This is a genomic window from Syntrophaceticus schinkii (assembly GCF_000946815.1).
Lineage (GTDB): Bacteria > Bacillota > DSM-12270 > Thermacetogeniales > Thermacetogeniaceae > Syntrophaceticus > Syntrophaceticus schinkii.
Map to the genome: position 1 here is coordinate 1 of NZ_CDRZ01000288.1, position 23,783 is coordinate 23,783.

The following is a 23,783-nucleotide window of genomic DNA, read 5'->3' on the forward strand; positions in this document are numbered from 1 at the left end:
TCTGCAAATAATTCAAGATAAGACTGGACAGTTAAAGGAGTTTCGAGTAAGATCATTTCAGTGTTTTTTAGGGAAGGGGGACTTGGCGGGCGTGCCATAGGGGTTCCCCTTCTCGCTATTTATCCTTCCGTGATGATTGTCATGTCAATAAATAATCCATATGTCAATCAGTATGCATCATTTACGTCATAAAAAGCAAGAAAAAAATCCTCTCCCCCCGTCATTGGGAGTGAGAGGCGACAATTTCCTGTAGTTTATTCAAACTCTCAAATTGGGCTGCAAAGCTATTCCACATTTCACCGATCAGATAAACTACAGGTAGTTTAGCCAATTCCTCTGTGACATGGTGAAAATCGATCTTCCCCTCCCCCGGCAACAGGTGGCCATCGCTTGTTCCATTGTTGTCGTTAATATGGAAATAATGCCCCCCTGCTTTTTTGACCCATTCACCTGGTTTGTATTTCGACAAACAGCTGCCGTGTCCAATATCAACACATGTGGAAATTTGGGATGAATCGAGGAGTTCCTGTAATTTTGCAAAGGTATCCGGTATTCTGTCATGAACATTTTCCAGCAGGATGGTTACCCCGCTCCCCTTGACCTTGGGAAGAAAGGCATCCCAAAAAAGCACATTTCCCTCCAACCATAACTCATCATATTTGGAGTAACCTGTGGTGGTGTCATAAAAGGAATGGATAACCAGTTGATCTGCCCCAAATTTGTTGGCAGCTTCAACAGCCTGCAGGTACCTTAACTCAGCTACCTCTTTGACCTTGTTGTCAATACTGGTGGGAGCAAGATTCAAGTAAGGCCCATGCAGAGTTATCTCGCCGTTAAAACCGGAGAGCATTCTCAGGTATTCATCGATAATCTCCGAATTATCCAAATTATCCGGCATGATAAAATCCTGCAGTTCCAAAACATCGAAGTGCTTTAGACAGTAATCCCAATCCTGAAGAAATCTCTCTTTATAAGCTCCGGTGCCCAGTTTTACCTGTGTCATCAATTACCTGTCCTTTCTGGCGCGATCTCTAGATATTTAACCTTTAGTCTTTCGTCAAGGGATGAGAAAAAACCTGCCATACATACTGCAGCAGTCCTTCTTTTCACTTGGGGGATTCATGCACACCTTTGCACCTTCAAAAGCAAAAACGGACAGCAGAACTATCCGTTTCCTAAGTTGCTATTTGTTTATTTCGTAATTTTTGGTGCCGAGGAAGGGAATCGAACCCTCACGTGCAGCGGAGCACTTCTACCTATTTGCAGCCTTATTTTCAAACCGGCGCACAGGCACTTTAACAAAACGTTCACCAGGGAAGTTGATTGCTTTTTTGATCTGTTCCATTTGGAGTACGACATCAGAATCAAAATACTGTTCCCCACATTGTTCGCATACATTTGCAGGGACTCCTTCAATAATTACCAGGCGATTCTGCCACTTGCGCTCGACATCTACTTTGCGGTAATTAACTGTGCCACCACACATAACACATTTATTCATCAAAGACCCTCCTCGTTCTTTCATCAATCCACTTGCGTTCAGTTGGTCTATAAACAGTAACAATAATTGTGTGCTCTTCAGAATCAAAAGCACACACAACATGTATCGGTCGCTTCTTGGCATCTTTCACAAGAACCAAACAACTTGCTCTGCGGGAATCTTTGGGATAGGTTTCAATAATTTCGCATTTAGGTAAATATTCAATTATGTCCGAAATGTCTATTCCCCGCTCATCACACCTTTTCATTGCGTGATTGGTTATGCGCCATTTACCGTCCTCTAAACACTGTTTTAACCTTTTAAGAAATTCATTATTCATGAACTTTCACACCTCTTGAAAAACTAATGCTTACAGTGCTATGAGAAGGTGGGCAATCGAATGTGTCACCAGAAAAGGAAAAGAAGAATATTGCTTCGGGATTTGAAGAGTCAACCAGATGATGTGTTACATAACGAACATGCCTGGAATTTTTGGTGCCGAGGGAGGGAATCGAACCCTCACGAGCCGCGAGGCTCCCGGGATTTTAAGTCCCGTGCGTCTGCCAATTCCGCCACCCCGGCGAATAGCAAATAAAAATGGAGGGCAAGACCGGATTTGAACCGGTGCGTCGCGGATTTGCAGTCCGCTGCGTTACCACTTCGCCACTTGCCCTCGCGATTGCAATCAATATTATATATTAAATTTTAGAGATTGACAAGGATCTGAAACGCAAATATAAAACTAACAACTAAACGGGATTTACAGAACACGAAGCCGGAGAATAAGCCCTGCATTAATAATGCAGGGCTTTTTTTAAACGAGAGTTGCTATTTAACCATTACCACATGGATTGCTTTGATCAGTGCTGTAGCTGTGTCCCCTTCTTTCAAATCAGCATCCTTGAGAGACTCAGTAGTCATTACCGAAGTAATTTCATTATCACCCACCTGCATGGTAACCTGAGACATCACCATATCATTTTTTATCTCTGTGATCTTTCCACTCAATTGATTGCGAACTGCGGCTTGCATTTTTATGCCTCCTCAAATTCTACTAAAAACAACTCACTAAAATTGTTTCCCATCATCTGATTTTTTATGTAATTGTCGAAAAAGTTTACTCCCGGTCTCCCGGGAGTAAACTTTTTCGTGAAATATTATCTTTGACAGGATGACCCGCATTCTGCCTGGAATTTATTCATACTGAATAGCCGCTCCCACAGTTCCGGGGCCGGTGTGTACACCGATTACCGGGCCTACCTGGGTAAATATAGCTGTCTTAAGGTCAAAAGCGTTATCTAATGCTTCTCTTAAGTACTGACCGGCTGGAGATGCATCTCCGTGAGCAACTGCCAGTCTGATTCGCTTTCTCCCCCGCGTTAACTCTTGAAAGGCATTAACTATAGCCTGTAAAGCCTTACGCTGGCTGCGAGCCTTTGTATAGGTATGATATATTCCATCATCCCCAACACGCACAACTGGTTTGATATTCAAGAGGGAGCCCAATATACTATGAACTTTACCTATTCGCCCTCCTTTTTGCAGAAACTCCAATGTATTCAAGGTGAAAAGGGTTTCTATGTTCTTTCTTACATTGGTAAGCTTCTTTACAATATCAAGTGCATCAAGACCCTCCCTGATATCCCTTGCGGCTTGCACCACCATTAAACCCATACCGAGGCTGATGTTTTTAGAATCTATAATATGAATTTTTGCCTGCAGCTTCTCTTTTACCAGATGTGCAGAGTTTAAAGTACCGCTCAGACCTGAAGATATATGAATAGATATAATTTCATTATACTCTTTTAACAGTTTTCGATATAAACAATCAAATTCATCCGGGGTGGGCTGTGATGTCTGGGGGAGTTCCTTTTCCTTTGCTAAGCGTCGATAAAACTCCTCACTGGTTATCTCATGATCAAAATACTCTTTGTTCCCGAACCTGACTTTCAACGGTATTACATGGATGTCATACTCTTTCTGAATTTCCTCCGATAGATCAGCGGTGCTATCGGTTACCAGAGCAATTTTTTTCATGAATGTCCTCCATTTATTTAGGTATTCTCTTTTACAGCACCTTCGACAGCTTGTTTCATATAGTTCGGATTGTGATTAACACAGTCTTATTCATCATATCTATATATCTGCTCTATTTCTATTAATCAAACTATACCCTTTTTCTTATTTATATACAAGGATTATCTACAATTCGACACGAAAACAGCATTATACATTATTTCACCAGGCCAGAAAAGCAAAAACTCCGCAATCCCTTGCGGAGCCTGTCTTTACTGGAGCGGAAGAAGGGATTCGAACCCTCGACCCTCGCCTTGGCAAGGCGATGCTCTACCGCTGAGCTACTTCCGCTTGCTGATGGTGGCTCAGGGCGGAATCGAACCGCCGACACGCGGATTTTCAGTCCGCTGCTCTACCAACTGAGCTACCGAGCCGTCCTTGGCGGAACTGACGGGACTCGAACCCGCGATCTCCGGCTTGACAGGCCGGTGTGTTAAACCAACTACACCACAGTTCCGTAAATTTATTATCTGGTGGGCGATGACAGGCTCGAACTGCCGACCTCCTGCTTGTAAGGCAGGCGCTCTTACCAGCTGAGCTAATCGCCCACATCGCCTCTCGCTAGATGATTATAACATCCCTTTTCTCTCACGTCAACATCGATTAATGAAATCGATTAATGAAATTCACACCGATGTCATCAAGCAACCTGTTACCACAGTATACAGCATATCACCTTGCTAAACAAGCTCACCCAGTTGCTCGCAACAACCTGAACTCCGGTTTAGATAAGCACACGGATCCACGGAAACCGCAGAGATGATTTCAGGTGTCGACAGCTTTAAAGCCCTCGGCATTGGAAATATGAATATGACATGAAAGCCGCCAGGGGTTGCTTTCATGTGTCAGCTGCTACAAGGCCGTCAGCCTTCCGGAAAAGGCCAGGATCCCTTCCCTGACCAGCTTCGCTGCCAGGAGCACTGTGATCCCACTCCGGTCATAAACAGGAGCGAGTTCCACATAATCACACCCTACCACATTCCATCCCTGAAGCAAATCAAAAACACGGAAAAGTTCATGCGGTGAAACACCGCCCGGTTCAGGTGTGCCTGTCCCTGGGGCATAAGATGGGTCAACAACATCAATATCAAGGGTTACATAAAGGGAACGCCCTTTCAGACCAGGCAGTGAAGACTCAAGTCCGGCCAAAATCTCAAAGGGATAAAAATGCGTAAAGTTTTCCCCGTAAGCAAACTCTTCCCTTGTACCGGACCTGATCCCAAACTGGTAAACATTTTCCGGGCCCACCAGTTCACAGACCCTGCGCATCACAGTGGCATGTGAGTAGGTTTCCCCCAGATACTCATCCCGCAGATCAGCATGGGCATCAAAGTGTAAAACCGCTAGATCCGGGTAAAAATCGAGCATGGCTTTCACAATGGGGAAAGTGATCAGGTGCTCCCCACCTAAAAAAACCGGCAGCTTGTTGTCTTGTAGAAGCAACCGGCAGAGGTGTTCAGCCCTTTCAAAACACACCTGAAGATTCCCATGAGGCAATAACAGATCTCCCCCATCATAAAAAAGGCAGTCCACTAAATCCAGATTCAGATAGGGACTGTATTCCTCCAACCCCTCAGATGCACTGCGAATTGCCTGGGGCCCCTGACGCGACCCGGGCCGGAAACTGGATGTCAGGTCCAAGGGTATCCCAGTCAGCACGACCTGGGCGTCTTGATAAGAATTTTTTGCGGAGAGAAATGACCAGTCTCGCACACAAAGATCAGCTGTTTTCACAATACTACCTCCTCGCAGAGGAGTTCCCGTACAAAATTAGGCAATTGAAAAGCAGCCCTGTGTACATCAGTATTATAGTAACGGAGTACCCCTGCCAGACCCCCATCCCGAAGCGACAACATAGGATCATAACACTTGGAGCCCAGTGTAAAACTCCAGCTCCCACTGGGATAGGTAGGAACAGGAGCCAGATAAAGCCTGGTGATGGGAAATGTGCTGCTGATATCACTGTTGACCCTGGTGATCAGTTCTTGGTTCACAAAAGGGGATTCTGTCTGGGCGGCAAAGATACCATCCTCTCGCAAGGCAGATGAAATCCCTTCGTAAAATTCCATGCTGAATAAGCGTTCTGCCTGGCCTATAGGCTCAGGGGAGTCGATGAGAATAACATCATACTCGCCACATTTATTCACGATGTAAGCCACACCGTCCTCGAAGTGTACATCCATCCTGGGGTCATCAAAAGAGACGGCAACCTCCGGCAAGAAGTGCCTGCTCACATCCATCACGCGGCGGTCAATCTCTACAAGGGAAACCCTTTCCACCTGCGGATGACGAAGCACCTCTCTGGCAGTGCCACCATCCCCCCCGCCGATAATCAGTACATGACGGGGATTGGGATGGGTGTGCAGCGGCACATGGGCCAGCATCTCATGATAAACGAATTCATCGCTGATGGTCAGCTGTACCATGCCGTCAAGGACCAGCATGCGTCCGAACTGCTCTGTATCAAGAACAGCAATCTCCTGATAAGGTGTCACCTCACGGTGTAAAGTCTGCAAGACCTTGCAGGTAATGCCAAGACCCGGTGTCTGTTTTTCTGTGAACCACAATTCCATGACTTTTTGCTCCTTTTGGTGCCTGGCACCGTTTATTTGTACCAGAGAGGAATACCCGCAAACACACTCCCACAGCGCACAACGCGATGTTCGACACTGGCCACCTTGATCTCTTTTAATTCCCTTCCGCGGTACTGAAAAGCCTCTGTTACCATCTGTTTTACTTCATCTTCGGCTTCCTGGCGCGTACAGTGGCCTGAAAACTCCATGATTACCCCATATTCATTGTTGTCCGGCCCAATTCCAACAGCAACAGCCGCTGCGATTATAGCCCCTGGCTGTGAACTGGTAATACTCCCATAAGCGATAGGCAGCAATGAACCGGGGGGAATCTCCAGTTCCTCAACAAACTCAGCACCAGGTGGCAGAATACTGCTCACTGTAATCAGATTAACATTTCCCACTCCTGCTTTAAGAAGTGCTTGGTCAAAGGCTGTAAGCCCTTTTTCTCCTTCTGCTGCAGCGGCAACAAGTGTATACAACTCCGGTGTAGGCATCATATCTATATCCCCCCATTTTCTCAGAATGTGTGAAAAACTAAGAGAGATTATAGCAACAAATCAGTGCCCGGTCAATTTAAAAAGCAGCTTTTTCCCTTCCTTTACAGTGCGAGGAAGGGGTTGTCCTAAACCAGCTGCAGCTTCCTCAAAAACTTGACTGACCAGGGGAAATCTTAAGCCAGCGGCCTTGACAAGATCCTCTCTGACAAGAAGCTTTGTTGTCCCCTGCGCCAAAATCTGGCCATCTTTGAGAATAATGATCGATGTCGCCCACATGGCAGCCATATCCACATCATGTGTTGCGATGATAATCGTCCTGCCCTCCCTATGGAGGTTTTCCAAGATTTCAAAAAGGTCCTCCTGGCCGGAAGGGTCCAGAAATGCTGTAGGCTCGTCCAGCACTATTATCTCCGGATCCATGGCCAGTACCCCGGCGATGGCCACACGCTTTTTTTGACCATAACTGAGGTGGTGTGGTGCCCGGCTGCGAAACTCCCACATCCTTACAGATTGCAGTGCATCAGCAACCCTTTTTTCTATCTCTGCCCGCTCAAGACCCATATTCAATGGGCCAAAAGCCACATCATCCCAAACTGTGGGAGAAAAAACCTGGTCATCGGGATCCTGAAACACAAGCCCCACCTTTGACCGCACCTGACGCTCATTATCAGAATTAATCTCTTTACCCCCCACACGCACAACCCCCTGCTGGGGGAGATGAATGCCGTTTAAGTGCAGAAGCAGTGTGGATTTCCCGGCTCCGTTGGGACCCAAAATAGCTACCTTCTCTTCTTTTTGAATGCTCAGGGAAACCCCTTTCAAAGCCTCTGTACCATCATGATACCGGAAGCAGAGGTCCTCTATCTCCAAGCAAGCGGCCATCCCCAACCCCCCTGATCAATAAGCAGAATAACAACTCCCAGGAGCACAATAACAGTGCCCCAAATAATATCTCTGGTTTCGACCTGTAGATCACTCAGCAGTTGAATTTCACCTCTGAAACCCCTGGACATCATGGAATAATACACTCTTTCTCCCCGCTCATAGGAGCGTATAAACAGCACCCCCACTAACCCCCCGATGGTACTCAGTGTTCGCCCGCTCCAAATGGTTTTACCTAACTCAAAATTCCTGGAACGCCTTGCCCTTTGCATGCGCAGGATCTCATCAGAGAGAACAAAAAAAGTAGCGAAGTGTGAATTGAATAAGGTGTGTAAAAACTTGAGGAATCCTCAGATCTGACAATGACCGCAGCAGAACGTGAAAAGGGGTTGTAAATGTTACCAGGATGATCAGCAGCGCTGCACAGATTATGCGGAGAAAAAATAGGATGCTCCCCTGTAAACCCTCGCAGGTGACATGAAGGGTAAACAGACCCAAGTTAAAAGAATACAGTGGAGTCCCAGGTCGTATCACAGGCAAAAAAAAGCCCGATAGCAAGTATAAATGGTATAATAACGCCGATTCTTTTCAAGATCCTCCCCACAGGCAAATGTGAAACCATGATCAGCAAACAGATGGCAAACAGTGCAGCAGCAAGACCGACCGGACTCTTTAACGTAACAACCATCACCAGTAATATCAAACAACTGACGATTTTTACACGGGGGTCGAACCGGTGAAAAGGAGATTTGAAATGGCTAAATTCATCAAGGTGTATGTGTTCAGCATCCATTTAACCCCCCCTTATTGCAGAATCTTTAGAACCTGCGATTAAAACCTACGATTCCTCTTCCTCATCAACGACAAATTCCGCTGCCGCCCTGAACCAATCAGAGAGTGCATCACTCAGTATTTTTTGGATATCCGCCATGATCTGACCAAACCTGTACTCTGCCATCAGGTACTCTTGAATTGTCGTGTTAGCTCCGATCAGATCTCCCAATTGATTCATCCTGCGCTCTGTGATCTCATCAACATCCTGTTGGAGAACCCGGGCCTTTTCCGCCTCCCACTGCAGCCTGCGAAACTCTAACAGCATTTCCTTGTTTTTGGGATCTGATGCCAACTGCTTCCTCGCTTTCAGCAGCCCCTGGTATTCCCCTGATTCTTTCAAAGCCCGTGCCAGGTTGTGAGCGTAATCATAGTGATTCATCTTATTCTCCTCCTTTAGAATTTTATTATAACACTGCCTGAATCCCCTGTACTAAAAAGAAGAGAGCCAATAAAACCATCAACAGCCCGCATCCCGCCATGATCCAATTGTAGGTAGCGGGCGTTAAAAATCTTTTCCCTGTGGCAACAATAAAAGCAATAAAGACATACCAGGCAAAATCCGCTAAAATATGTCCTGTATAAAAAAAACCCAGTCCCAACCATCCATACTTCATAGCCTGGGTAACATACATCACACCGATGGTCAGCCACCAGATAATCCAGGTCGGATTAGCTACACTGACAACAATACCCGCACCCAGTGCACGCTTAAATGATGTTGTCGATATTTTTCCGGCAAACACCTGCTCCCCTTGGTCACTGAGTGTAATTTGCCCAATTTTCCCCCGTAGTACACTGGACATCATGTCAATACCCATCAGCAAAAGCACTAAACCCCCGACTGTGCCTACTACAGCTGTTATCCACTGGGCCTGCAGCACCTTGCTCATACCCAGAGCAAACACAATCAGCAGAGCAATCTCTGCCAGACCATGTCCTATAGAAATAAACAACCCCCGCCGGCCAACCCTGCTCGAGACTCTCCTTAATTGTCACTGCAAGCATCGGCCCCGGCATTAAAGCTCCGGACAGAGCAATCAGAAATGATGTAGCGAAAATAAAAGCCAACTGCATCTGCGGGTCGCCTCCTTGTTGATGAGACATGAGACACGGGGACGGTTCTCGCGTCTCACTCTGGCCGTATCCCTGTTAGTGGAGCATTGCCCATAGAAAAATGATATAAAAGAAGCCCCCTGCCAGCAGGACATAGGCATTGAGTTTTCTCTTCCATAAAAGAGATAGATAAACTAGCCCTGCAGACAGGAACGTTAAAACCACAGGTACTAAGGACCCGCTGACAAAATGCCAGTTTGTGAAGATAATCCCGATGCTGGGCAGCACAACACTTTGAAAAACCATTGCCCCGGTGATATTGCCCAAAGCAAGTGTATCCTTTTCCTGAAGCAGCCAGATCACACTGTTGAACTTTTCCGGTAATTCCGTAGCGATAGGAGCAATAATCAGTGATAGGAAAAAGGAAGGGATGCCGATCAATTCAGCAATTACAGACACTTCTTTAACAAACAGATTGGCTCCGACAATAAGCAAGGTTATGGCAACTAACACCTGAAATGCAATAAGCATCAGGCGAGGAGTTTTCTTGGAAGCGCTGAAATAAAGGGAGCGCAGATCCGAACTATGGCCTGCACCTCTCCCGCTGCGCAGTGTTAACCAGACATACAGGCAGTACCAGCCAATCAGAAAAGCGGCGATCAGGTATTTGAAAGCAGGATTGGTCATGAAGGCAGCCCCCAAGCCCAAACCGTACCCGACAAAGAAAAAGGTGATATCCCGCCTGATCACCCGCTCATCAACCCGCAGGTAAGGAAAATCCAGCCGCTTCTTGGCCTCCAGGACGACCACCAGTCCGCTGATAAAGAAAGCCAGAGTGCTCAGCATAAAGGGCGCGCCGATAATGGCTCCAATCCCGATATGCTGCTGTTCTATCCCCTTCCCCGAAATAAATGCAATCAGAGGAATCAGGGATTCAGGCATTGCTGTACCCACAGCCGCCAGAATACTCCCTACTGCACCTTCCGACAGGTTCAGCCTGACCCCGAGCCATTCCACCCCATTGGTAAAAATTTCAGCTGCAACGAGAATTACGCCGAGGCTGACTATAAGTAAAATATAAGCCATCTATCCACCACCTGCGTTATTAAAGCAATGATGAGCATCTTCGACGCTGTGAAAAAGTCATTAAACTGCGGTAGCCTGTCTGAAAAAGAAGTTCTCTGGCATAGGCTAAATCCCTGCCCACATCATTTTGTAAATGAGCATCAGAACCCAGTGTGACCGGAATATTTAACTCAAAACACCTGGCCAGCAGTTCTTTTGCGGGATAGATCTCCGCACAGGGTTTGCGCAACCCCGCGGTATTGACCTCTACTACAAGACCGGCACTGCTGATGGCCTGCAGAGCCGGTTCAGCAAAGGGCAGCAGATCTCCTTCGGGCCGGTAACCAAAAACCTTGATTACATCGAGATGCCCTACGATATCGAAAAGCCCACATAAAGCAAGCCTTTCTAACACACTGTAATACTTCCGGTATAATTCAGCCATATCCCAAGAACTGTAACCAGAACGATAATCCGGGTGATCAAACATCCACAGATCGAGGTCATGGATCGACCCAATTAAATAATCGAAAGGAAGCCGACTTATCGCTGCTTTGATCTCCTCTTCCCTTCCCGGTCGATAACTTACCTCAAGCCCCAGTTTAATTTGAATATCTGTATACCTCGTCCTCAATGAAGCAATGCTTTCCTCATTAATTCCTTCAAGATATTCGTCATGATCTGAAAAACCAATTTCCTGGATCCCCTTGACTCCCCGGGCCTCTATTGATATAGGGCAGCAGTAATTCTTTTGTGTATTGACCTCCCCTGTGACCAAGGGCATGCACATGATAGTCTACATTCATAATCTTTATTCACCAATACTGTTTTGAATTCTAATTTTACCCACATATAGAATTAAAGCATGAAACCCAAGAATTTTCAATAGTTACGTGGATCAGAGTGGATCACGGGGACAGTTCTCTTGATCTATTTCTGGATCAAGGGTTCACAAGTATATTTTTCGTGAACCTTTCTCAGACAACATGATAATCCTTTTTTCCAACGACTCACGACCAACCCGTAAACTGAAGTCGGAAACCGGAAGTCAGAAGTCTGGAGCATCTAATAACTTCCTTGTGTTACCAAAGGAATTGCACTGAACATCCAACGACCACCCACCAACTACTAATTTGCACGCGTACACCGGGAACTGTCCCCCTGACACGCGTTTATCTTTTTCCAACGACCAACCACTAATTTTGCCAACCAACAACTACTGCATCTGTCCCCCTTACATGCAGAAATGCGCCGGGAACCGTCCCCCCTGCATCTTTGGTCTTGTTTAAGTAGAAAAATAATTATACAATAAAACAACAGCGAGGAGGACGAAAAGATGGCCACAGTACTACCATTCAGAGGAATTCGTTACAACCCGGAAAAAATTGAGAAGATGTCCGCGGTCGTAACACCACCTTATGATGTTATCGATGATGCTGACCAAAAGATGTACTACGAAAAAAGCCCCTACAACATCATCCGTCTGGAATTGGGCTACCTGTTTCCCACTGATACAGAACAAGAAAACAGGTATACCAGAGCGGCTGCTACCTACAGGAAGTGGTTGGAGGAAGGGGTATTGATCCGTGAGGCCAGGGATGCCTTGTATCTTTATGAGCAGGATTTTACCATTAATAAGGAAAACTACCGAAGAACTGGGTTTTTCGCCCGTGTTAAACTGGAAGATTTGGCAGCCGGGAAAATACTCCCCCATGAAGAAACACTGGTCAAACCCAAGGCTGACCGCCTGAATCTTATGTCAGAGTGTGCAGCCAACTTCAGCCCTGTATTTGCATTTTATGTTGATCCGGAGATGACTCTCGAGCAAGAATTCCAAAAGATAAAGGGGTGCCCTCCGCAGATAGCACTGAGCGATGAGCTTGAAGAACAGCACCGGATCTGGGCATTGACAAATCCCATGCTTCATCAGAAAATCAGATCAACTCTTGAAAACCAGGTGCTGTATATTGCTGACGGGCATCACCGCTACGAAACAGCTCTGGAGTATTACCGCAGAAACCGCGATAAATACCCGGAGAGCAGCAATATTCTTATGTATCTGGTAAATACCTGTGATCCTGGGATGGTGGTTTTGCCCACCCACAGGATTGTGCACAGCATACCCGACTTTGACCTTAATGGGTTTCATAAAACACTAAAGGATTATTTTCTTGTAGAAGAGCTAAATGACTCCCAACCAGAAGATTTAGCCGGCATTTTAAAGAAACATCAGGATTCGGGAAAAAAGGCATTTATTATGGGAACCAGGAAATCTGCCCTGTATCTGCTTATCCTGCGTGATCCCAGTATTGTTAAGGAATTGTCTCCTGGCAAATCTGCTGCCTGGTGCAGTTTAGATGCCGCAGTTCTCCAGGTCATAGTTTTCCAAAAGCTTTTGAAGCTAAGCCCGGAGAAAATCGCCTGCCAGGAGAACATCGCATATACCAGAGATGAAGCAGCAGCATTAAAAACACTAAATCAGGATGCACAGCTTATATTTTTATTGAATCCCACAAAGATATCTCAGATCATCGCTGTTGCCTCTGCCGGTGATAAAATGCCCCAGAAGTCAACTTATTTTTACCCAAAACTGTTGACAGGACTGATTATTAATGATCTTAAGGGATAATACTGTCATCAAGCCCACCCTTTTTAAGGGTGGGAGCCAGAATCCCATGACTTCAGTCGTGAGAGTACGTCAAACAGTTATTGGCATCACCATGTACCATGTTAAAACCCCGTCCCCGAAAGTGCAAGGGTGCAAGGGGGCAAGGGCGCAGTCCCCGGCACACCCGCGTGCGTGGGGGACTGCCCCCGGTGCACGCGGTACACCAGGTGCACCGGGGTGCACCTGGCCTGTTCCAGCACCCGCGTTAGAAACTGTCCCTGTGCCCTTATAAAGATAAGTGTTTGATCAGGAATTCTGCCAGTTGAGGCACTGCAGTTGTAGCAAAACAGGGCACACTTTGCACACTTTCAGATAATGAATCATCGCTGACAACAGCTATCAACTCATCACCCAGGGACAGCCTTAATTTGCCTTCCCTGACAATCTCCACTTTTGGGCCGGGTTCCCTTTTGAAACCCTCAACCAGTATCAGGTCAACATCCTCGATCATTTTATAAACATCCCTCAAAGGAGGCTCTTGTTTATGTAATTGGTGCATGGTCAGTGAGTGTGGTCCTACAACAACTACCTGATCTGCTCCTGCCTGGCAGTAGTGCCAGGTATCCCTCCCCTGAACATCCAGGTCATAGCCGTGAGCTGCGTGTTTGATAGCTGCCACCCGGTAGCCTTTCTCCTTTAAAGACTGGATCAGCTTTTTCACAAGTGTGGTTTTGCCGGTATTCGAATAGCCGGCAATAAAGATAACCGGGGCCATATACTAATCATCTCCCTCACACACGGAGTTTCCTGCAAATTTCTGTTCTGATCTTACATTGAGGGGATTTTTTTTTGCAAGAAAAAGCGGTGTGCCCCACATATTCATATTATTTAGCTGTTAGGCTTGAAGGTTTCACATTTTGTATGGTCGGGGAGGAAAAGTATTCTTTATCTGGAAAGTTCCGGATCGGTATAAATTTCGCTATTTTTTGCACAATATAAAGGACGAATAAAAACTATACTTGGAGGCATGGTTATGGGATCAGTAGTTCTGGGTGTTTTCGATACCCGAGATCAGGCAGAAGGGGCTGCATTAGATCTGCGCAGCAAAGGTTTCGATAAGGATATTTCTATTGTGGCCCGTGATGAAGAAAAGGGTGATATTCAAGAGACGCGCATGGGAGGAGGAGAAGAAGAAGGCGGCGATACAACAATAGAAGGGATCACAACAGGGGGGTGCTCTTGGCGGCCTCGCCGGCCTTGCAGCGGGAGCAGGTGCCCTGGTCATCCCTGGTATCGGTCCACTAGTAGCCCTGGGGCCAATCGCAGGCCTCTTATCCGGTGCTGCTACAGGAGGGTTGGCCGGCGGGTTGATCGACTGGGGTATCCCGGAAGCTGAAGGACAACATTATGAGGAGGATGTCAAGCAGGGAAAGATCCTCGTCACCGTTCAGGGAAACGAACCACACTTAAATGAAGCCGGAGATGTCCTGCGCCAGCATGGAGCACATGATGTAAAAACATTTTAATAGTGGTTGGTAGAAAAAAGATGAAGTGGAGTCGGAGGGATGGTTCTCTCGATCCATCACGAGTGCAAGGGGAACCGTCCCTGGGACACCCTCTGGTGCACGCACTTCAGACTTCCGGTTTCTGACTTCTGTTTTTCGGGTTGGTCGTTGGTTTAGTTGGAATTCGCTTTGCGAATTCCTTCTATTTTACGGCCTACGGCCAACATTCTAATACTACTCACTACTCGAACAATGCAGTGCTCAGATACCTTTCTCCTGTATCCGGGGCTATGGCCAAGACCGCTTTTTCCGGTGATAATGTAGCTGCAATCTTAATTGCTGCAAACACAGCTGCTCCCGAAGAAATACCTGCCATAATACCTTCTTCCCTCATCATACGACGTGCAGTTATCAGGGCTTCCTCATCTTCCACCCGAATAACCTGATCAATTACACGCTGATCAAGTACCGGCGGTATGAAACCTGCACCAATTCCCTGAATATTATGAGTACCCTCTTTGCCACCCGAAAGAACCGGGGAGCCTGCGGGTTCCACAGCAATAACCTTGACCCCCGAAAGTTTTTCTTTTAGAACACTGCCCGTACCGGTTAGAGTGCCTCCCGTCCCCACACCACACACAAATGCAGCCAGATCCTTCCCAACCTGATCGATGATTTCCGGACCTGTGGTCAGACGGTGAGCCTCAGCATTGGCAGGGTTTTCGAACTGCTGCAGAACTACATAATCCGGGTGTTTTTTGAGCATCTCCTGGGCCCTATTTACAGCACCGGTCATCCCTTCATCACCTGGAGTCAGTACAAGCTCTGCCCCCAGGCCGCGAATCAATTTCTGTCGCTCAATACTCATCGTCTCAGGCATGACTATGATCAAGGTGTAACCCCGGGCAGCGGCCACCATAGCCAATCCGATACCGGTATTTCCGCTGGTTGGCTCTACAATAACCCCACCCGGCTTCAGCTTCCCTGTCTTTTCGGCATCCCTTACCATCTGCAAAGCAACCCTGTCTTTGATGCTCCCTGCGGGGTTAAAAAACTCGAGTTTGACTAATACCCGCGCTCCCTTTGGATCTGCCATTTTACCCAACTGGATAACCGGTGTGCGTCCGATCAGCTCTTCGATTGAATTTGCAACCTTCATCTTTGTGCACTCCCTGTACGTTTTATTAAATAAATTGCTCGTCATTATGTCATATTTTGCCCATAATTGTTAATTTCGACAACATCCTGAAGGTTCCTGCCCATTTCATCATACTATGCTTATGCTTTCCATCACCAGAAAACTGCCGAACTGCGGTGCCCACGAGATCAACACCCCGGACACTTAGCTCATCTTTTCAAGCAAAAGTCCCCTTTCCAAGGGGTATATAGATATTTGTATAATTTTTTTATCTTTCCATAGAATATAAAAAAAACAGCGAGGTGAGCAAAATGACTTCAGGATGCCCTGTTTGCAACGGACTGACCCAACTGGCAGAAACTTGTCCTGGCTGTGGTGCCTCCATGGAAGACTGCGGTAAAATAAGCGAATATGTAGATTCCTATGGCCCCTATGAGGAAGCCGAAAATGGTACAGAAGAAACAGCCATTACAGGTGATGGTGGGTGTGTCCACTTTCTGCAGTGCCCCAACTGTGATGAAAACAGGAGTTACACAGTTAACAGTGATCAGATATAGCAAACATCTCAAATCAAGGCACTTCAGGCACTGAAGAAATTACTTTTTCAGCAGCGGTCGCCTGTTTGCACCTCTGAGATAAGCAGATAGATGGAAAAACCCTCAAATTGATTCATTTGTTTCACCGATCAATTGGGAAACTGTCACAAAATCCCAGCCATCATTCCGGAGATCGGTGATCAGGATCGGTAAGGCTGCCAGGGTCTGCGGTTTCCCCTCATGCAGGAGTATGATCGCACCTGGCTCCAAATTCTTCTTCACAATGGCTATTATTTCGCTGGCTGTTTTGTTTTTCTCCCAATCCCTGGGGTCAATTCTCCACATGACCACCCGTAAATTCATTTCTGAAGCAACTTTTATTAATCCAGGGCCATAGTTTCCCCCTGGAGGGCGAAAGAGGGTGATCTCTTTTTGGGATGTCCACCTGGTTATTAGATCAGATGTGCGTGATATCTGTTCCTTGATGACTGTTTCATTCTGCTGTTTTAAATTGGGGTGACTATAGGTATGGTTGCCGATCTCATGCCCGTCCCCCGCGATCGCAGATGCCAGAACGGGGTTGCTTTCTATTTTGCTACCGATTAAAAAGAAGGTAGCAGGCACTTGATGTTCACGCAGTACCCGCAGGTATTCCAATGTATACCGAGAGGAGGGGCCATCATCAAAGGTTAGAGCAACCCTTTTCCCGGCAGCAGGGACAGAGCGCAGGATCTCTTCCCTGGGAACCGGTGGAACCGGATTCGCTGTAGGCACCTCTGCTTTATCTGGAGTTTGAGAAGTTTCCGGCTGATTGGTAGAGACCTGCTGTTCAGGGGAAGAGGGAACCGGATTCGCTGTGGGCACCGCTGCTTTATCGGAAGTTAAAGAAGCTTTCGGCTGATTGGTAGAGGCCTGCTGTTCAGGGGAAGAGGCGGCCAAGGCAATACTTGAATTGGCATCCTTTTCCTGATTAAATGTTTTATTCGCTTTGCCGTCCTCTATTGTAAATATAATCTGCAGCAAAAAAAGCTGGAAGCAGAATCAGAAAAACAAAAACAGGCATTATCAACTTTTTATAGCGCGCTGAATCAACCGGAAAAAGCCCCGGGGTCAAGTTCCTCATCTCCCAATATTCGTTATATTATTATTTTACCACAAAAAAGGTAAGTGATAGTGACTTTTTCCGTTAATATATTTGTATACCAGCAGTTCCAAGATGATCCTGAAAGGATTGCACTTCTGCCGGAGTAGCAGGTGAAATTGCGTCCAATGGATCACTCAAACCCATCTGTCTCCATTTTATAGTACCCATTTTGTGATAGGGCAGGACCTGAACAGGGACTTCTCTGGAAAATGATTTGACAAGGCGAGAAAGATCCTGAGCATCAGTGAAGGAATCATTGAGCGTAGGAATAAGCACATAACAGATTACCAGCTTTGCTGCTGAGTTAACTGCCAACTGCAAATTCTCCAATATTTCTGCATTTCCCCTGTCTGTCAGCTTCCTGTGTTTCTCCTCATCGACCACTTTAATGGAAAACATTACAAGATCTGTATATGGTAACACTGTCTGGATATTTCCATGGCGGCAAAAACCGGAGGTATCCAGGGCGCGGTCTATCCCCAGTTTCCCTGCCTCAATAAATAATTCCCTGACAAATCCCGGCTGCAAAAGGGGTTCCCCCCCGGACACCGTCAACCCCCCTCCTGATAATTCAAAAAAAGGCTTATAGTCTTTCAGCTGGTCGAGGATTTCCGTTACTGTCACTTGTTTTCCCCTCTTCAGCCAGGTATCCGGGTTATGGCAGAAGCGGCAGTGAAGCGCACACCCCTGAAGAAAGAGCACAAAGCGAATGCCGCCATTGTCAACTGTACCAAGGGTCTCTATGGAATGGATGTATCCAGTCTTCATTACAATCCCCTGCTGAAAATTGTTCGCTTGATTACCTCTTCCTGCTGCTCCCTGGTAAGCCTGACAAAATTGACGGCATAACCGGATACGCGGATCGTCAGCTGCGGGTATTTTTCCGGGTGGTGCATGGCATCTATCAGTAGGTCGCGATCAAACACATTAACATTAATATGATGGCCGCCCCTTAAAAAGTACCCATCCAAGAGAGCGATGAGGTTGTTGATACGGCTCTCCTGATCACGCCCCAAGCCGTCAGGTGTAATGGAAAAGGTATAGGAAATACCGTCTAAAGCGTGCTTATAAGGAAGCTTAGCCACCGAAGCCATGGAAGCAAGGGCACCTTTTGCATCCCTCCCGTGCATCGGATTGGCTCCCGGGGCGAAGGGCTCCCCTCCCTTTCTGCCATCCGGGGTGCTTCCGGTTTTCTTCCCGTAGACGACATTGCTGGTGATCGTCAATATAGAGTGAGTATGCAGCGCATTGCGATAGGTCGGGTGTTTTTTCAATTCTTGATCATAAAGCCTCACCACATCTACAGCGATCATGTCAACCCGATCATCATTGTTGCCGTATTGGGGGTAGTCACCGGAGATCCGAAAATCAGCAACCAGTCCCAGTTCATTAAATACCGGTTCCACCTGGGCATACTTGATCGCACTCAAGGAATCCGCAACAACTGAAAGACCCGCCAGGCCAAAGGCCATCAGGCGGTCAACGAAAGTATTGTGCAGGGCCATCTGCAGGCTTTCATAGGCATATTTATCATGCATATAATGGATGATATTCATGGTGGTCACATACTTTTCAGCCAGCCAACCCACCATTTTTTGAAAAGCAGGCCAAACCTCTTCGTAATCAAGGGGACCATGGGTTGCCTGGTAAACATCCGGGGCTATTTGTTCCCCACTGAACTCCTCACAGCCCTTGTTCAGAGTAAGCAACAGACATTTGGCCAGGTTTGCCCGCGCACCGAAGAACTGCATCTGTTCCCCCAACCGCATGGCTGATGTACAGCAGGCAATTCCATAGTCATCGCCGAAAAGGGGGCGCATCAGGTCGTCATTCTCATACTGCAGGGAACAGGTTTCAATGGAAATGCGCGCACAGTATTCTTTAAACTTCCTGGGCAGATCCTGCGACCAAATAACTGTCATGTTGGGCTCCGGGGCAGCTCCCAGGTTCTCCAGGGTATGCAGCAGCCGAAAAGATGTCCTGGTCACCAGAGTTCTGCCGTCATTGGCCATCCCCCCTAAAGATTCTGTTACCCAGTTGGGGTCACCGGCAAAGAGTTCATCATACTCCCTGGTTCTGAGGTGCCTGGTAAAACGCAGCTTGATCACAAAGTCATCGATCAGTTCCTGAACATCCTCCTCTGACAAAGCTCCTTCATCAATATCACGCTCCAAATAGATATCCAAAAAGGTGCTCACCCTGCCCAGGGACATGGCTGCTCCATTCTGCTGCTTGATTGCTGCCAGATAAGCAAAATAGAGCCACTGCACAGCCTCCCGTGCATTTATCGCTGGAGTGCTGATATCAAAACCATAAAACTCAGCCATCTTATTGAGGTCATGAAGGGAGTTGATCTGCTGCCTTACCTCTTCCCGTAGCCTTACCTTTTCCTCATTATTGATGAGCAGGAGTTCCGGTGAACTCAAATCAGCTTCTTTTTCCGCAATCAGCCGGTCAACCCCGTACAAGGGTACCCGCCGGTAATCCCCGATAATCCTGCCACGCCCATAGGCATCCGGAAGACCTGTGATAATCCCAAAGTGACGCAGACGCCTCATCTCTTTTGTGTAAACCATATAAACTCCATCATTATGGGTTACCCGGTACTTCATAAAGATCTCCTTTACCTTGGGATCGAGTTCCTCCCCAAACTGGCGGCAGGCGTTATCTGCCATGCGGATACCTCCAAAGGGATTAACCGCTCTTTTCAAGGGTTCATCTGTCTGTAACCCGACAATAATCTCCAGATCGCGGTCGATATAGCCGGGGTCAAAAGCCGTGATCATCTGCACTATTTTGGGATCGATCTTATAGACTCCACCCCTCTCCTGCTCTTTTAGCAGTAACTCACGGCACTTCTCCCAAAGCATCTGAGTGCGCTCAGTGGGCCCCGCCAGAAAAGATGAGTCCCCATGATAAGGCTTCACATTGTTCAAAATAAAATCTCGCACATCGATTTGTTCCCTCCAGGTCGACCCCTGGAAGGAGCGATAACAGTTTTTTTCCAGTGTAACTGCCATCAAAAATCACCCCGGGTTTATCATTTCCGGGGTGATATATTTTAATCCAAAAAATGTGGTACAGATCAGGCATTCCCTTTATAAATATTGTTTATTAATTCCTTTTGAGGTTGACAAAACCACCCATCTCCTTGAAAATAAAATAGTACATCATAATATTTTAGTAGGCCGGGCAAAAAGAGAGGTAGACTCCGGTGCGTTATGCCATTGTCAGCGATATTCACGCCAATTTAGAAGCCCTTCGCGCTGTTTTAAAAGATATTAAAGCCCAGCGAGTGGATAAAATAATCTGCCTGGGAGATATCGTGGGTTATTACGCGGATCCCAATAGCTGCACTAAACTGTGCAGGAATTCTGGGTTTATTTGCATTCGGGGCAACCACGATGATGCAGCAATAGAGCTTTGTGACATCGATGACTTCAACCCCATCGCCCAGACAGCCCTCCTCTGGACTGCAAAAAAGCTCAAACAGGAACACAAAGACTGGCTGCGGGAGTTGCCTGAGCAACTTGTTATTGATGAGCAGTTTCTTGCGGTACATGGGGCACCTTGGGACCCCTATGCCTATATTTTTTCCTCAGGGGGAGCACTGCAAGCTTTTTCCTGCATGCGCAGCAATTACCCCTCAATCACTCTCTGCTTTTTTGGCCATACACATCAAAGAGCACTCTACACATCAGAGGAAAGCGCTATAACGGAAGTTGCCGAGGGTACACGCTACACCCTCAGTGACCGCGGGTTGTTCCTGATCAACCCCGGCAGTGTTGGCCAATCCAGGGATGGCAGACCGGGTGCTTCATATATTATCTATAATACAAAAGAGCAAGAAATAGAGTTCCGCCATGTTCCCTATAATATTGAGCTCACCCAGCGCAAGGTGGCAGCAGCAGAACTACCGATGATGCTGGCCGAGCGGCTCAGCCTGGGGTATTGATCATCCTTTTTGCCAAAGCTAAGAGATAATCACGGTTATTCTTCTTAGGGTCATCCAGGACCTCCTCCCAGAGATGCTGTAAAATCTTCCCCACCAGTGGCCCCGGGGGCACCCCTGTCTCCTGGATAATATCAGATCCATTTACAGCTAGCTCCCTCATCACAAAGGCATCACCTGTTGCCATCACCTGCTCCAAATTCTTAGAAAACTTCTCATATTCCTCAAGGGAACGCACCACCTGACTTCTGCTGTGGGCAAGGATATCCGCCAGACGTACACTCAACAGTGCGGGGACCATCCCCCTCCCAATTCTGGCGATCAGACGACGCATCCCGGCAGGGCCCATCTTCAATTCCAGCATATGCTCTCTGACCAGCATAACCACATTATTGATAACCTGGTTGCTGTAGTGCAGTCTCCGCAAGATCTCCTCTGCCATCTCCGCCCCCACCACATTATGGCCATAAAAATGGCCTCGACCATCCTCACCCCTGCTGTAACAGCGTGGCTTAGCCACATCATGCAGAAGGATCGCTAAACGCACCTCTAAGTTCGCCGGGGTGTAGCGCATGGCCTCCAGTGTATGTGGAAGAACCGGGTACTGATGTGAGGGATGATACTGGTTAAACAACCAGCCTTCCTTGAGTTCAGGTATGATCACGAATAACAAGCATGCTTCCAACAGGTTTTCTAATCCCTGGTGAAAGTGCGGCGCCATCAGGAGACGATTGAGTTCATCGCGGATGCGCTCTGCAGATATTTTTCCCAGCAGTTCGGCATTTCTGATCATGGCGTGCATTGTTTTGTCTTCTATAGAAAACCCCAGTTCAGCGGCAATTCTGACCGCCCGCAGCATGCGCAGCGGGTCCTCCGAAAAGCGCTCCTCCGGGTCCCTGACCGCCCTGATTTGCTCCTTGATCAGATCGGGTATTCCCTGGTAAGGATCGCAGAAAAAAGACCGCAGGGGATCATAGGCTAAAGCATTGATCGTAAAATCCCGCCTTCCCAGGTCATCCTCGATCTCTGACACAAAATTTACCCGGGAGGGGCGCCGGTGATCACGATAACAGGCTTCCACACGAAAGGTGGTGATCTCCAATGGAAGACCGTTTTTCTTCACAGTTACCGTTCCATATTTAACTCCGGTGGGAACCACCCGGTATCCGCAGGCTTTAAAGATCCGCTCCACCTCCCGTGGGCGGGCATCTGTAGCCAGGTCCCAATCCTGAGGTGGCATTCCTAAAATAAGATCCCTCATCCCGCCCCCCACAACAAATGACTGCTTCCGGTGGCGAGCCAAAAGTATGCAGGCATCCCGTACCTCTTTTGGAATTAAAAGATTCATCAACCAAACTCCCCTTACCTGGGGCCGGTAATTTTATCCCCTATATTAACCTCTCCCCAGTAAACGCCGCCACAGACGCGCATCTTTCCCCTCTCGCTTAAGATGGTGTACACCGTTTAAGGGGACACTCGCTTGCCGTAATAAACTTTCAGCACTTTGGCGTATCTCCGGACGCACAATTAAGGCAACCCCACAGTCAGCGCTGATCTCCCGGGGAAGAGGAATCAGGACAACTAAGATTCCGGCATCCTTACAGGCTTTCTCAGCTTTCAGAGCATAGTGAGAAGAAGGAAAGGTCAGCACATCAACTGCAAAATATCTCTCCTGTTCTGACATACAGAAACCACCTCAAAAACAATGATCAACTTGTCCTGCAGTTCAGTAATTAGGAACACTTTTTCTGGCAGGCATTGCTCCCCGAGTGTTATTATACCACTCCAAGAGCCTTAAAAGCATAAAAACACCTAACATAAAGACTTCATGCCTTTATGTTAGGCGGAAAGGGGGGATGTTCCCTACCCGTAGCTAAATAAACCCGGGTAGTTTTGTGGGAGGTTAAATGCATGTATAGGAAAGACCGTGGGTGGACCCGCTTCCTGCAGGACTTCGAAACCTCCACGGTCTCTATACCATTATTATGATAATATTTTTATTTTACTTCTTCCAGGATGATCTTGTGATCCACAAGAGCTAACTCTTTTATCCTGCTTTGATTATCTTGCGCTGGCCGAAAATGTTCTCTAATACAAGGCAGTCATCCTGTGGCTCAACCTTGTCAACATTTTCAAATAAGAGTTCTTCTCGATCATCCAGCCTCAGATAAGCGTGCGCCTCACACATCTGTCTTCACCTCCATCAACTCTTTTAATCTGTTAACCAGCTTCTCAACTTGGTGCGGTAAGGGTTCAGGTTGTACTCCAATAACTTCTACTTTTGACAGTGTCAGAGGCAGTAGTAACTTCTGTGCCTTACTATTAGCAATGGCTTCAGCCATTTTTTCCGTCAATTCACCCCTCATGGAGTGGACTAAAATAATCCCCAAGGTCCTGCAATAACATCCACATCATCGACATTCTGGATAACTGCGTT

General features: G+C 47.1%; 29 protein-coding genes, 6 tRNA genes and 1 pseudogene. 5 read left to right on the plus strand and 31 right to left on the minus strand.

Features of this window, described 5'->3' with window-relative positions; genetic code table 11:
- Positions 1-220: 220 nt before the first annotated feature.
- The 22 genes and pseudogenes from SSCH_RS14850 to SSCH_RS14950 all read right to left on the minus strand — a co-directional run bounded on the left by SSCH_RS14850 (position 221) and on the right by SSCH_RS14950 (position 11,253).
- On the minus strand, positions 221-1,003 hold the full coding sequence (locus SSCH_RS14850; RefSeq protein ID WP_044666166.1) for a sugar phosphate isomerase/epimerase family protein: 783 nt from the start codon (positions 1,001-1,003) through the stop codon (positions 221-223).
- A 249-nt stretch (positions 1,004-1,252) separates the two neighbouring features.
- Positions 1,253-1,501, minus strand: a complete 249-nt coding sequence (locus tag SSCH_RS14855) for a type II toxin-antitoxin system MqsA family antitoxin (RefSeq protein WP_044666167.1) — start codon at positions 1,499-1,501, stop codon at positions 1,253-1,255.
- Complete coding sequence (locus SSCH_RS14860; protein ID WP_044666168.1) at positions 1,494-1,820, minus strand: DUF4258 domain-containing protein; 327 nt, start codon at positions 1,818-1,820, stop codon at positions 1,494-1,496. The genes SSCH_RS14855 and SSCH_RS14860 overlap by 8 nt, the downstream gene beginning before the upstream one ends.
- Positions 1,821-1,973: 153 nt before the next feature.
- A tRNA-Leu gene (locus SSCH_RS14865) sits at positions 1,974-2,062 on the minus strand.
- A 16-nt stretch (positions 2,063-2,078) separates the two neighbouring features.
- Positions 2,079-2,153, minus strand: a tRNA-Cys gene (locus SSCH_RS14870).
- 155 nt (positions 2,154-2,308) lie between these two features.
- The gene (locus SSCH_RS14875; RefSeq protein ID WP_044666169.1) at positions 2,309-2,512 is read right to left on the minus strand and encodes a TOBE domain-containing protein; all 204 of its coding nucleotides are present in this window, start codon (positions 2,510-2,512) and stop codon (positions 2,309-2,311) included.
- 162 nt (positions 2,513-2,674) lie between these two features.
- Positions 2,675-3,517, minus strand: a complete 843-nt coding sequence (locus SSCH_RS14880) for a DegV family protein (RefSeq protein ID WP_044666170.1) — start codon at positions 3,515-3,517, stop codon at positions 2,675-2,677.
- A gap of 255 nt (positions 3,518-3,772) precedes the next feature.
- Positions 3,773-3,847 (minus strand) — tRNA-Gly (locus SSCH_RS14885).
- Between the two features lie 7 nt (positions 3,848-3,854).
- Positions 3,855-3,930, minus strand: a tRNA-Phe gene (locus tag SSCH_RS14890).
- A gap of 5 nt (positions 3,931-3,935) precedes the next feature.
- Positions 3,936-4,013 (minus strand) — tRNA-Asp (locus tag SSCH_RS14895).
- Between the two features lie 14 nt (positions 4,014-4,027).
- Positions 4,028-4,104, minus strand: a tRNA-Val gene (locus SSCH_RS14900).
- Positions 4,105-4,408: 304 nt separating this feature from the next.
- A complete protein-coding gene (speB, locus tag SSCH_RS14905; RefSeq protein ID WP_156972345.1) occupies positions 4,409-5,290 on the minus strand; it encodes an agmatinase in 882 nt (293 codons plus the stop codon).
- The gene (gene speE, locus SSCH_RS14910) at positions 5,287-6,129 is read right to left on the minus strand and encodes a polyamine aminopropyltransferase (RefSeq protein ID WP_044666171.1); all 843 of its coding nucleotides are present in this window, start codon (positions 6,127-6,129) and stop codon (positions 5,287-5,289) included. Before speE ends, speB begins: the two co-directional genes overlap by 4 nt.
- Before the next feature lie 32 nt (positions 6,130-6,161).
- On the minus strand, positions 6,162-6,629 hold the full coding sequence (locus tag SSCH_RS14915) for a pyruvoyl-dependent arginine decarboxylase (protein WP_044666172.1): 468 nt from the start codon (positions 6,627-6,629) through the stop codon (positions 6,162-6,164).
- A 60-nt stretch (positions 6,630-6,689) separates the two neighbouring features.
- Positions 6,690-7,511 (minus strand): ATP-binding cassette domain-containing protein, encoded by an 822-nt coding sequence (locus SSCH_RS14920; RefSeq protein WP_044666173.1) that lies wholly within the window; start codon positions 7,509-7,511, stop codon positions 6,690-6,692.
- Positions 7,490-7,795, minus strand: a pseudogene (locus SSCH_RS14925) (energy-coupling factor transporter transmembrane component T family protein); the annotation flags it as partial. The gene SSCH_RS14920 and the pseudogene SSCH_RS14925, both read right to left, overlap by 22 nt.
- Position 7,796: 1 nt before the next feature.
- The gene (locus SSCH_RS22150) at positions 7,797-8,045 is read right to left on the minus strand and encodes a CbiQ family ECF transporter T component (RefSeq protein WP_408645751.1); all 249 of its coding nucleotides are present in this window, start codon (positions 8,043-8,045) and stop codon (positions 7,797-7,799) included.
- Positions 8,011-8,304, minus strand: coding sequence for a CbiQ family ECF transporter T component (locus SSCH_RS14930; RefSeq protein WP_044666175.1), 294 nt, complete (start codon positions 8,302-8,304; stop codon positions 8,011-8,013). Before SSCH_RS14930 ends, SSCH_RS22150 begins: the two co-directional genes overlap by 35 nt.
- Positions 8,305-8,349: 45 nt before the next feature.
- Positions 8,350-8,724, minus strand: a complete 375-nt coding sequence (locus SSCH_RS14935) for a YlbF/YmcA family competence regulator (RefSeq protein ID WP_044666176.1) — start codon at positions 8,722-8,724, stop codon at positions 8,350-8,352.
- 25 nt (positions 8,725-8,749) lie between these two features.
- Positions 8,750-9,298: a LysE family transporter gene (locus tag SSCH_RS14940; protein WP_052835719.1), complete on the minus strand. Its 549-nt coding sequence runs from the start codon at positions 9,296-9,298 to the stop codon at positions 8,750-8,752.
- 196 nt (positions 9,299-9,494) lie between these two features.
- On the minus strand, positions 9,495-10,484 hold the full coding sequence (locus SSCH_RS14945) for a sodium:calcium antiporter (RefSeq protein ID WP_044666177.1): 990 nt from the start codon (positions 10,482-10,484) through the stop codon (positions 9,495-9,497).
- Between the two features lie 19 nt (positions 10,485-10,503).
- Positions 10,504-11,253 (minus strand): histidinol-phosphatase HisJ family protein, encoded by a 750-nt coding sequence (locus SSCH_RS14950; RefSeq protein ID WP_052835720.1) that lies wholly within the window; start codon positions 11,251-11,253, stop codon positions 10,504-10,506.
- 546 nt (positions 11,254-11,799) lie between these two features.
- Here SSCH_RS14950 and SSCH_RS14955 point away from each other — a divergent pair.
- On the plus strand, positions 11,800-13,092 hold the full coding sequence (locus tag SSCH_RS14955; RefSeq protein WP_044666178.1) for a DUF1015 domain-containing protein: 1,293 nt from the start codon (positions 11,800-11,802) through the stop codon (positions 13,090-13,092).
- Positions 13,093-13,357: 265 nt separating this feature from the next.
- Here the strand turns inward: SSCH_RS14955 and mobB are convergent, their stop codons facing one another.
- Entirely contained in the window at positions 13,358-13,846 is a 489-nt protein-coding gene (mobB, locus tag SSCH_RS14965) for a molybdopterin-guanine dinucleotide biosynthesis protein B (RefSeq protein ID WP_044666180.1), read from the minus strand.
- 258 nt (positions 13,847-14,104) lie between these two features.
- Between mobB and SSCH_RS14970 the strand changes: the two genes are divergently transcribed.
- Both SSCH_RS14970 and SSCH_RS20545 read left to right on the plus strand, forming a co-directional pair.
- Complete coding sequence (locus SSCH_RS14970; RefSeq protein WP_232294521.1) at positions 14,105-14,467, plus strand: general stress protein; 363 nt, start codon at positions 14,105-14,107, stop codon at positions 14,465-14,467.
- A complete protein-coding gene (locus tag SSCH_RS20545; RefSeq protein WP_232294522.1) occupies positions 14,439-14,597 on the plus strand; it encodes a general stress protein in 159 nt (52 codons plus the stop codon). The genes SSCH_RS14970 and SSCH_RS20545 overlap by 29 nt, the downstream gene beginning before the upstream one ends.
- A gap of 220 nt (positions 14,598-14,817) precedes the next feature.
- Here SSCH_RS20545 and cysK read toward each other — a convergent pair whose 3' ends face one another.
- Positions 14,818-15,735, minus strand: coding sequence for a cysteine synthase A (gene cysK / locus SSCH_RS14975; protein ID WP_044666181.1), 918 nt, complete (start codon positions 15,733-15,735; stop codon positions 14,818-14,820).
- A 290-nt stretch (positions 15,736-16,025) separates the two neighbouring features.
- Here cysK and SSCH_RS14980 point away from each other — a divergent pair, with 290 nt between their 5' ends.
- The gene (locus tag SSCH_RS14980) at positions 16,026-16,271 is read left to right on the plus strand and encodes a hypothetical protein (RefSeq protein WP_044666182.1); all 246 of its coding nucleotides are present in this window, start codon (positions 16,026-16,028) and stop codon (positions 16,269-16,271) included.
- Positions 16,272-16,373: 102 nt separating this feature from the next.
- Here the strand turns inward: SSCH_RS14980 and SSCH_RS14985 are convergent, their stop codons facing one another.
- The 3 genes from SSCH_RS14985 to pflB form a co-directional block, all read right to left on the minus strand.
- Positions 16,374-17,273 (minus strand): polysaccharide deacetylase family protein, encoded by a 900-nt coding sequence (locus SSCH_RS14985; protein WP_084711235.1) that lies wholly within the window; start codon positions 17,271-17,273, stop codon positions 16,374-16,376.
- 163 nt (positions 17,274-17,436) lie between these two features.
- A complete protein-coding gene (gene pflA / locus SSCH_RS14990; RefSeq protein ID WP_044666183.1) occupies positions 17,437-18,162 on the minus strand; it encodes a pyruvate formate-lyase-activating protein in 726 nt (241 codons plus the stop codon).
- Positions 18,162-20,414: a formate C-acetyltransferase gene (gene pflB, locus SSCH_RS14995; protein ID WP_044666184.1), complete on the minus strand. Its 2,253-nt coding sequence runs from the start codon at positions 20,412-20,414 to the stop codon at positions 18,162-18,164. The genes pflA and pflB overlap by 1 nt, the downstream gene beginning before the upstream one ends.
- 194 nt (positions 20,415-20,608) lie before the next feature.
- On the opposite strand from pflB, the gene SSCH_RS15000 reads away from it, so the two are divergent.
- Positions 20,609-21,349, plus strand: a complete 741-nt coding sequence (locus tag SSCH_RS15000; RefSeq protein WP_044666185.1) for a metallophosphoesterase family protein — start codon at positions 20,609-20,611, stop codon at positions 21,347-21,349.
- On the opposite strand, the gene SSCH_RS15005 is transcribed toward SSCH_RS15000, so the two are convergent.
- From SSCH_RS15005 to SSCH_RS17835, 4 genes are all read right to left on the minus strand, one after another.
- Positions 21,333-22,694: a CCA tRNA nucleotidyltransferase gene (locus SSCH_RS15005; protein WP_044666186.1), complete on the minus strand. Its 1,362-nt coding sequence runs from the start codon at positions 22,692-22,694 to the stop codon at positions 21,333-21,335. The genes SSCH_RS15000 and SSCH_RS15005 overlap by 17 nt on opposite strands.
- Before the next feature lie 45 nt (positions 22,695-22,739).
- Positions 22,740-23,030, minus strand: coding sequence for a putative Se/S carrier protein (locus SSCH_RS15010; RefSeq protein ID WP_044666187.1), 291 nt, complete (start codon positions 23,028-23,030; stop codon positions 22,740-22,742).
- 363 nt (positions 23,031-23,393) lie between these two features.
- The gene (locus SSCH_RS15015; protein WP_232294523.1) at positions 23,394-23,534 is read right to left on the minus strand and encodes a CooT family nickel-binding protein; all 141 of its coding nucleotides are present in this window, start codon (positions 23,532-23,534) and stop codon (positions 23,394-23,396) included.
- The gene (locus tag SSCH_RS17835; RefSeq protein WP_232294524.1) at positions 23,527-23,700 is read right to left on the minus strand and encodes a DUF3842 family protein; all 174 of its coding nucleotides are present in this window, start codon (positions 23,698-23,700) and stop codon (positions 23,527-23,529) included. Before SSCH_RS17835 ends, SSCH_RS15015 begins: the two co-directional genes overlap by 8 nt.
- Between the last annotated feature and the right edge of the window lie 83 nt (positions 23,701-23,783).